We start from the raw sequence: 7,519 nt of genomic DNA, 5'->3' as shown, positions 1-7,519 counted from the left end.
GCGCCGCACCGTGTACGCGCGCAGCCGGGGCCACTGCTCCCGGGGCATGTCCCGGCGGATCGCGGCGAGGTCGAACGGCTGCGGGTACGCCACCCCCGGCTGCGGGAACACCACCTTGATGTAGTGGTCGGTGAACTCGCCCACCGGCAGGCCGACCAGTTCGTCCCCACCGAGGACGAGCCGGATCAGGTGCGGGGTGGGCCGCTCGGTGCGCAGCACCCGGGCCGAGGTGACGTTCCTGGGGCGTTCCGTCATGTCAGTTAGGTTAGCCTAAGTTCGCTGGTGGCCGGTCGGGGGTGCACCAGTACCGACCAGGCGGGTGTGCCAGGTCACCGCCGCCGGGTCGGTGAGCGACGCCACCTGGTCGATCACCACCCGCAGTCGGGCCGCGTCGTCCGGGGCGGCCCGCCACAGCGGGGCGAAGATCGGGTCGAGCCCTTCCGGGGCGTGCCGGACCAACGCGGCGACCAGTTCGGCCAGCATCGTCCGCTGCCGCTCATAGCGGCCCCGGAAGCCACGGCGACGCATCACGTACCGCAGCGCGATGCCCTTGAGCAGCGCGCACTGCGCCCGGACCAGTCGGGGCACCACCAGGTCGGCACCGTAACGGCGGTGCGGGCCCGGACCGAAGCGCTCCTCGGTGGCAGCCACCGCCGCGGACACGAACAGCCCGGTCACCCCGCTGGTGGTCGCCTTCAACGCCACCTGCGCCCGGTGGCTGCCGTCGTACCCGGCGAGCGGAGCGAGCAACGGGCCAGCCAGCAGATCGACAAGGACCTCGGCCAGGTCCGACGCGGACTCCCCGGAATAGGCGGCGGCCACGTCCGCGCAGAGCGCCGCCCGCTCGTCGGCGTCGGTCAACAGCGGACGCAACGTGACGTATCCACCGTGGATGCCGTCCTCCACGTCGTGCACCGAGTACGCCACGTCGTCGGCCCAGTCCATCACCTGGGCCTCCAGGCAGCGCCGCTCACCCGGCGCACCGGCCCGGATCCAGTCGAAGACGGCGGCGTCGTCCGCGTACACCCCGAACTTGCGCTCGCCCGGCCGGCGCGGCCAGGGGTACTTGCCGATCGCGTCGAGCGACGCCCGGGTCAGGTTCAGCCCCGCGGACGAGCCGTCCGGGGCGAGCACCTTCGCCTCCAGGCGGGTCAACACCCGCAGGGTCTGCGCGTTGCCCTCGAACCCGCCGCACGGCGTGGCGAGCAGGTCCAACGCCGCCTCGCCGTTGTGCCCGAACGGCGGGTGCCCGAGATCGTGCGCCAACCCCGCCACGTCCACCACATCCGGGTCGCAGCCCAACCGGGCACCCATCTCCCGCGCGATCTGGGCCACCTCCAGCGAGTGCGTCAGCCGCGTACGCAGGAAGTCGTCAGTGCCGGCGGTGTGCACCTGGGTCTTGGTGGCCAGCCGGCGAAACGCCGCCGAGTGCAGCACCCGGGCCCGGTCGCGCTCGTACGGCGACCGGCGGTGCCCGGTGTCCTTGGGCGGCTCCTCGACCAACCGCGCGTCCGCCGCGTCACCCCTTCCGCGCATCAATTCGCTGCAGTTCGCGACTGCGGGGCTCGCAAGACCGGCTCACTCCTCGCGCTCACGGGGTTTCCGCAACTCGCGACTGCGGGGCTCGCAAGACCGGCTCACTCCTCGCGCTCACGGGGTTTCCGCAACTCGCGACTGCGGGGCTCGCAAGACCGGCTCACTCCTCGCGCTCACGGAGCACGCAGAACTCGTTGCCCTCCGGGTCGGCCAGCACCGTCCACTCGACGTCGCCCTGACCGATGTCGACGTGCCGGGCGCCCATGTCGACCAGCCGCTCGACCTCGGCTTCCTGGTCGGCGGGGCGCAGGTCGAGGTGCAGGCGGTTCTTGCGCTCCTTGCCCTCGGCGACCGGCACGAAGACCAGGCCGGGCAGGCGGTCGGCGGACTGGCGGATCTCCACCTCGTCGGGCTTCTCGGTGACCACCTGATAGCCGAGCGCCTCGGCCCACCAGCGGGCCAGCCGGGCGGGATCGCGGGCGTCGACAGTCAGGCTCTCCCAGACACTGGTCATGCAGTCACCTCTTCCCGTTCGACGCGGCGCCCAATCGGCCGTGTGCGAGGGAGCCAAGATTACGCCCGCCACCACCGCGCGAAGCACCCGCGACGCATCGACGGAAGGCACACAACCACCGATTGGCCCCCAGTTGCCAACCGATCGCCGAGGGTTACGGGCTCGCGGTCGGAAGTGGCTACCGGTAGCGTTCCCAGCGCGGAACGTGACCAGGCGACTGACACGCAGAGCCAACCGATGAGGGGTGACGCTCGTGGACGCAGACACGGTGATGGGTTCGGAGCTACGCGGGCTACGCCACCGCCGCCCCGACATCGCCGGGGCGGTGCTCGCCGGCACCGACGGGCTGCTCATCTCCAGCGACCTGCCCCGCACCGACGCCACCCATCTGGCCGCGCTCGCCGCCGCGAGTTTCGGGCTCGGTCACCGGGTGGCCGACACCGTCGGGCACTGTGAGTTCCGGGAGTCGGTGGTCTGCACCACCACCGGTTGCGTGGTGACCTACCCGGCCGGGCGCAGCGCCCTGCTGACAGTCGTCACCGGGTCGGCGGTCGGGGACCTGGAGGCGTTGCACGAGGAGGCGCGGGCGGTGGCCCGTCGGGCGGGATCGTTCCTGGACGTCCGTGGCACGGGCATCGGCGCCACCTCCGTGCCGGACGCGCACGCCCCGCTGGCCACGCGTACCCCGATGGCGACCCTGCCGGCGCAGTTGCGCCGCTCGTCCCGACCCACCTGGCGTCGCCCGCCGATCTGAGCGTCGACGGCGGCCCGGACGGCCGGGCCGCCGTCGACGTGCGTCAGCGGCTGTCCGACCCGCCGCTCTCCACGACCGCCCGACCGGCCTCCAGCCGCGCCACCGGCACCCGGAACGGTGAGCAGGACACGTAGTCCAGGCCGACCTCGTGGAAGAAGTGCACCGAGTCGGGGTCACCGCCGTGCTCACCGCAGATGCCGAGCTTCAGGCCGGGCCGGGCGGCGCGCCCCTCCTCGGCGGCGATCCGCACCAGCCGGCCGACGCCGTCGCGGTCGATCGACTCGAACGGCGAGATGCCGAAGATGCCCAGCTCCAGGTAGCGCCAGAAGAACGCGCCCTCGACGTCGTCGCGGGAGAAACCCCAGCCCATCTGGGTCAGGTCGTTGGTGCCGAAGGAGAAGAACTCGGCGGCCTCGGCGATCTGCCCGGCGGTCAGCGCCGCCCGGGGCACCTCGATCATGGTGCCGATCAGCACCTCGACCCCGCTGTCCCCGACCACCTCCGCGATGATCTTCTCGGCCTCGGCGCGGACCGTCTCCAGCTCCTGCACGGCCCCGACCAGCGGCACCATGATCTCCGGCTTGGCGACCCGACCCTGGCGGGCGCAGGTGACGGCCGCCTCGGCGATGGCCCGCACCTGCATCGCGAACAGGCCGGGGATGACCAGGCCGAGGCGGACGCCGCGCAGCCCGAGCATCGGGTTCTCCTCGTGCATCCGCCGGACGGCGGCGAGCAGCGCCTCCTCCTTGGCGACGTCCTCGCCGCGCTCCTGGGCGACCGCCACGTTGACCGCGAGCTGCTCCAACGGCGGCAGGAACTCGTGCAGCGGCGGGTCGATGAGCCGGACGGTGACCGGCAGACCGTCCATCTCGCGGAATATCTCCTCGAAGTCGGCCCGCTGCAACGGCAGCAACGCGGCCAGGGCCGCCTCCCGCTCATCTGCGCCGCGCGCCAGGATCAGCCGCTCGACCAGCTCCCGCCGGTCACCGAGGAACATGTGCTCGGTGCGGCACAACCCGATGCCCTCCGCACCGAAGCGCCGGGCCCGGGCCGCGTCCGCGCCGGTGTCGGCGTTCGTGCGGACCGCGAGCCGCCGCTTGCCGTCGGCGTGCGTCATGATCCGGTGTACGGCCCGGACCAGCGCGTTGTCGATGTGCTCGGGGTCGAGGCTGCCCTCGAAGTACTGCACCACCTCGGAGGGCATGACCGGCACCTCACCGAGGTAGACCTTGCCGGTGGTGCCGTCGATGGACACCACGTCGCCCTCGTTGACGGTCTGCCCGGCCACCGTGAACCGCTTCGCCGGGACGTTCACGTCGATCTCGTCGGCACCGGAGACGCAGGTCTTGCCCATCCCCCGGGCCACCACCGCGGCGTGGCTGGTCTTGCCGCCGCGCGAGGTGAGGATTCCCTTGGCGGCGATCATGCCGTTCAGGTCGTCCGGGTTGGTCTCCCGGCGGACCAGGATCACCGACTTGCCCTCGGCGGCCATCTCGACGGCCCGCGCGGAGGTGAAGACCACGGTGCCGGACGCCGCGCCGGGCGAGGCGCCGATGCCCTTGGCGACCGGCTGGAAGTCGTGGTCGAGCTGGAAACGGGGGAACATCAGCTGGGCCAGCTGCGCCCCGTTGACCCGGTGCAACGCCTCGTCCAGGTCGATCAGGCCCTCGTCGACGAGCTGCCCGGCGATGACGAACGCGGCGGCGGCGGTCCGCTTGCCGACCCGGGTCTGCAACATCCACAGCTTGCCGCGCTCGATGGTGAACTCGATGTCGCAGAGGTCCTTGTAGTGCTCCTCCAGCCGGGCCATGATGCCGAGCAGCTCGTCGTAGGAGGACTTGTCGAGCTGCTCCAACTCCTGCAACGGTACGGTGTTGCGGATGCCGGCGACCACGTCCTCACCCTGGGCATTGGCCAGGTAGTCGCCGTAGATGCCCTGCGCGCCGCTGGCCGGGTCACGGGTGAACGCGACGCCGGTGCCGGAGTCCGGCCCGAGGTTGCCGAAGACCATGCTGACCACGTTGACAGCGGTGCCGAGGTCGGCCGGGATCCGCTCCTGGCGGCGGTAGAGCACCGCGCGCTCGGCGTTCCACGACTCGAAGACCGCCCGGATGGCCAGGTCGAGCTGCTCGCGTGGCTGCTGCGGGAACTCCCGCCCGGTGTGCTTTACAAAGATCTTCTTGTACGCGTCGACCAGCCCGCGCAGGTCGTCGGCGTCCAGATCCAGGTCGTTGTGGGTGCCCTTGGCGTGTTTGACGTCGTCGAGCGCGTGCTCGAACTCCTCGCCCGGCACCTCGCACACGGTCTTGCCGAACATCTGGATGAGACGGCGGTAGGAGTCCCAGGCGAACCTGTCGTTCTGTCCGGCCTGGGCGGAGAGCCCCACCACGCTCTGGTCGTTGAGGCCGACGTTGAGGACGGTCTCCATCATGCCGGGCATGGAGAACTTGGCACCGGAGCGGACGGACACCAGCAGAGGGTCCTGCGGGTCGCCGAGGCGCTTGCCCATCGCGTGCTCCAGCGCTTCCAGGTGCGCCTCGATCTGACCGGCGAGCCCGTCCGGCTCCTGGCCCGTCGCCAGGTACGCCTGGCACGCCTCGGTGGTGATGGTGAATCCGGGCGGGACGGGCAGGCCCAGGTTCGTCATCTCGGCGAGGTTCGCCCCCTTGCCGCCGAGCAGGTCCTTGAGGTCCTTGTTGCCTTCGGAGAAGTCGTAGACGTACTTGTGATCGACGGTCTCTTGCGCTGCCACCAGAGCCTCCACAACACACGCGCCGGGATTGACACTTAACGAAGGTTCAGTTTCTTCTTCCCCGGGACGGACCGCCGGTAATCCCGGGGTCAACGTCGGTCGGTGGGCGAAGGTTAAGCGACCATCGAGTGACCTGGGACCGTTCGGTGACAATTGGCACAGCCATCACGACTATCCGTGTTCGTACCGGTTTTTGGGAACGCTTCCATGCGCACCATCACGCATCCCGGCCGAGCGTCGTACGCTTGACGCCACGCCAGCCGGTGAACCTCACTTTTGCCATAACGGACGCGAATACACCCCCCGGAGTCGCCGCCGTGTCGACCACCCCCTCCCCCGGCCCCACCGCCGTCCCCGCCACCGACGCGGTGCCGCTGCCGACGCGGGAACCTGACGCGGCCACGCTGGCCCGGGCCGACGCGGCCACGCTGGCCCAGGGCGACGCGGCCACGCTGGCCCAGGCCGACGCGGCCACGCTGGCCCAAGCCGCCGAGCGGGCGGCGGGCGACCTGCTCGCCCCGCCGGCCCGACACCGGCTGGCCGACGTCGTCCCCGCCCCGCAGCAGGTCCAGCCGGACCCGACCGGGGACTGGGTGCTGCCGGCCGAAGCGGTCATCGTGGCCACCGCCGACCCCGCCGCGCTGGCGGTCGCCGAGCAACTCGCCCACCTCCTGCGTCCGGCCACCGGCTACCCGCTGCCGGTCACCGACGCCACCACGCCGGAGCCCGCAGGTGGCATCGCGCTGGTGCTGGACGACACCGTCGACCTCGGCGCGGAGGGTTACCGGCTCGACATCACCACCGACGGGGTACGCGTCACCGCCAGCACCGCCGCCGGCCTCTTCTACGGCGTACAGACGCTGCGCCAACTGCTACCGGCGGCGATCGAGAGCCGCGACCCGGTCACCGAACGGTGGGCGCTGCCCGGCGGGACGATCACCGACGCACCCCGGTTCCCCTACCGGGGCGCGATGCTCGACGTCGCACGACTCTTCCTCGCCGTCGAGGACGTGCTGCGGGTGGTCGACCACCTGGCCCGCTACAAGCTCAACCATCTCCACCTGCACCTCACCGACGACCAGGGGTGGCGCATCGCCGTCGACTCCTGGCCGAAGCTGACCACCCTCGGCGGGACCACCGAGGTCGGCGGCGGCCCCGGCGGGCACTACACGAAGGCCGACTACACGCGGATCGTCACCTACGCGGCCGACCGCCACATCACCGTCGTCCCGGAGATCGACCTGCCGGGGCACACCAACGCGGCGCTGGTCGCGTACCCCGAGCTGGCACCCGACAAGATCGCGCCGCCGCCGTACACCGGCACCGAGGTCGGTTTCAGCTACGTTGACCCTGCCGACGAGCGGACGTACGACTTCGTCGCCGACGTCCTGGGCGAGCTGGCCGCGCTCACCCCCGGCCCCTGGTTGCACGTCGGCGGCGACGAGGCGTTCAAGGTCAAAGGCGAGGTCTACACCGGTTTCGTCGAGCGGGTCCAGCGCGCACCGGCCGCCCACCTCGACGGGCGGGTCCTGCAGTGGTGGGGCACGAACGGCGAAGACCCCACCACCGCCGAGGCCGTACGTCGTGGCGCTCTACTGATCATCTCCCCCGGCAACCACGCTTACCTGGACATGAAGTACGCCCCGGACACCCCGATCGGGCACGACTGGGCCGGACTCATCGACGTGCGAAAGGCGTACGACTGGGATCCCGGCACGCACGTTGCCGACGTACCCACCGAGGCGGTACTCGGGGTGGAGGCCCCGCTCTGGACCGAATCGGTCACCTCGCTGGCCGACATCGAACTCCTGCTGCTGCCCCGGCTCCCCGCCATCGCCGAGCTGGGCTGGTCGCCCCGGGCGACCCACGACTGGAACGGCTTCCGCGACCGCCTGGCGGGCCACGGCCCACGCTGGGAGACCGCCGGCATCACCTTCCACCGCGCGCCCGAACTCCCCTGGTC

General features: G+C 71.4%; 6 protein-coding genes. 2 read left to right on the top strand and 4 right to left on the bottom strand.

Annotated features, from left to right (window positions below; all coding sequences use genetic code 11):
* The 3 genes from KBX53_RS15755 to KBX53_RS15745 form a co-directional block, all read right to left on the bottom strand.
* Positions 1-255 (bottom strand): siderophore-interacting protein (locus KBX53_RS15755; RefSeq protein WP_210860065.1); only part of this gene is annotated, 255 nt, incomplete at its 3' end.
* Positions 256-270: 15 nt separating this feature from the next.
* On the bottom strand, positions 271-1,536 hold the full coding sequence (locus KBX53_RS15750; protein WP_210860063.1) for a deoxyguanosinetriphosphate triphosphohydrolase: 1,266 nt from the start codon (positions 1,534-1,536) through the stop codon (positions 271-273).
* Positions 1,537-1,696: 160 nt separating this feature from the next.
* Positions 1,697-2,050: a VOC family protein gene (locus tag KBX53_RS15745; protein WP_030330427.1), complete on the bottom strand. Its 354-nt coding sequence runs from the start codon at positions 2,048-2,050 to the stop codon at positions 1,697-1,699.
* 253 nt (positions 2,051-2,303) lie between these two features.
* Here KBX53_RS15745 and KBX53_RS15740 point away from each other — a divergent pair, with 253 nt between their 5' ends.
* On the top strand, positions 2,304-2,804 hold the full coding sequence (locus tag KBX53_RS15740) for a roadblock/LC7 domain-containing protein (protein ID WP_051708281.1): 501 nt from the start codon (positions 2,304-2,306) through the stop codon (positions 2,802-2,804).
* 43 nt (positions 2,805-2,847) lie between these two features.
* On the opposite strand, the gene ppdK is transcribed toward KBX53_RS15740, so the two are convergent.
* Positions 2,848-5,556: a pyruvate, phosphate dikinase gene (gene ppdK / locus KBX53_RS15735; RefSeq protein ID WP_210860061.1), complete on the bottom strand. Its 2,709-nt coding sequence runs from the start codon at positions 5,554-5,556 to the stop codon at positions 2,848-2,850.
* A 404-nt stretch (positions 5,557-5,960) separates the two neighbouring features.
* On the opposite strand from ppdK, the gene KBX53_RS15730 reads away from it, so the two are divergent.
* Positions 5,961-7,519, top strand: a 1,559-nt coding sequence (locus KBX53_RS15730; protein ID WP_247675679.1) for a beta-N-acetylhexosaminidase, incomplete at its 3' end; no start/stop codon positions are given.

Source organism: Micromonospora sp. M51, assembly GCF_018070305.1.
Taxonomy (GTDB): domain Bacteria; phylum Actinomycetota; class Actinomycetes; order Mycobacteriales; family Micromonosporaceae; genus Micromonospora; species Micromonospora parva.
The sequence above is the reverse complement of the archived record's forward strand: the minus strand, read 5'-3'. Positions and strand labels throughout refer to the sequence as shown.

Coding starts and splice junctions, on each gene's coding strand:
- KBX53_RS15750 (WP_210860063.1), bottom strand. CDS start 1,536: ATGCGCGGAAGGGGTGACGCGGCGGACGCGCGGTTGGTCGAGGAGCCG.
- KBX53_RS15745 (WP_030330427.1), bottom strand. CDS start 2,050: ATGACCAGTGTCTGGGAGAGCCTGACTGTCGACGCCCGCGATCCCGCC.